Below are 506 nucleotides of genomic sequence, written 5' to 3'. Positions count from 1 at the left end.
GGATATCGACCGCTGGCAGTCGACCTCGGTCAATGATGTGCTGCGCCGTCTTCCGGGCGTCGATATCACCCAAAACGGCGGTTCAGGTCAGCTCTCATCTATTTTTATTCGCGGTACAAATGCCAGTCATGTGTTGGTGTTAATTGATGGCGTACGCCTGAATCTGGCGGGGGTGAGTGGTTCTGCCGACCTTAGCCAGTTCCCTATTGCGCTTGTCCAGCGTGTTGAATATATCCGTGGGCCGCGCTCCGCTGTTTATGGTTCCGATGCAATAGGCGGGGTGGTGAATATCATCACGACGCGCGATGAACCCGGAACGGAAATTTCAGCAGGGTGGGGAAGCAATAGTTATCAGAACTATGATGTCTCTACGCAGCAACAACTGGGGGATAAGACACGGGTAACGCTGTTGGGCGATTATGCCCATACTCATGGTTATGATGTTGTTGCCTATGGTAATACCGGAACGCAAGCGCAGACAGATAACGATGGTTTTTAAGTAAAAC

The 506-nt window shown here is 51.4% G+C and carries 1 protein-coding gene; it reads left to right on the top strand.

The genetic code is table 11. From position 1 onward, the window contains the following. Positions 1–499, top strand: a 499-nt coding sequence (locus EOS_RS42585; protein WP_047898270.1) for a TonB-dependent receptor plug domain-containing protein, incomplete at its 5' end; no start/stop codon positions are given. Positions 500–506: the final 7 nt, after the last annotated feature.

The sequence above is a fragment of the Caballeronia mineralivorans PML1(12) genome (assembly GCF_001028175.1).
GTDB classification, from domain to species: domain Bacteria; phylum Pseudomonadota; class Gammaproteobacteria; order Burkholderiales; family Burkholderiaceae; genus Caballeronia; species Caballeronia mineralivorans.
This window is presented reverse-complemented; position numbering and strand designations above follow the sequence as displayed.